The 257-nt window shown below is 48.6% G+C and carries 1 rRNA gene; it reads left to right on the plus strand.

The features are described from left to right. Positions 1-257 (plus strand): 23S ribosomal RNA (locus H4J63_RS20690); the annotation flags it as partial.

Raw genomic sequence — 257 nt, forward strand, 5'->3', positions numbered from 1 at the left:
TATAATTGCGATGGGGGGACGGAGCAGGCTAAGCAAGCATGGCGTTGGTAGTCCATGTGAAAGTGAGTAGGGCGTTTGTTTAGGTAAATCCGGACGAACACTAAACCTGAGACACGAGACGAGTCACCAAGGTGATGAAGTTGTTGATGCCATACTTCCAGGAAAAGCCTCTAAGCTTCAGATTATATGGAATCGTACCCCAAACCGACACAGGTGGTCAGGTAGAGAATACTAAGGCGCTTGAGAGAACTCGGGTG

The organism is Pseudoalteromonas sp. 5Ae-yellow, from assembly GCF_014077565.1.
Classification (GTDB): domain Bacteria; phylum Pseudomonadota; class Gammaproteobacteria; order Enterobacterales; family Alteromonadaceae; genus Pseudoalteromonas.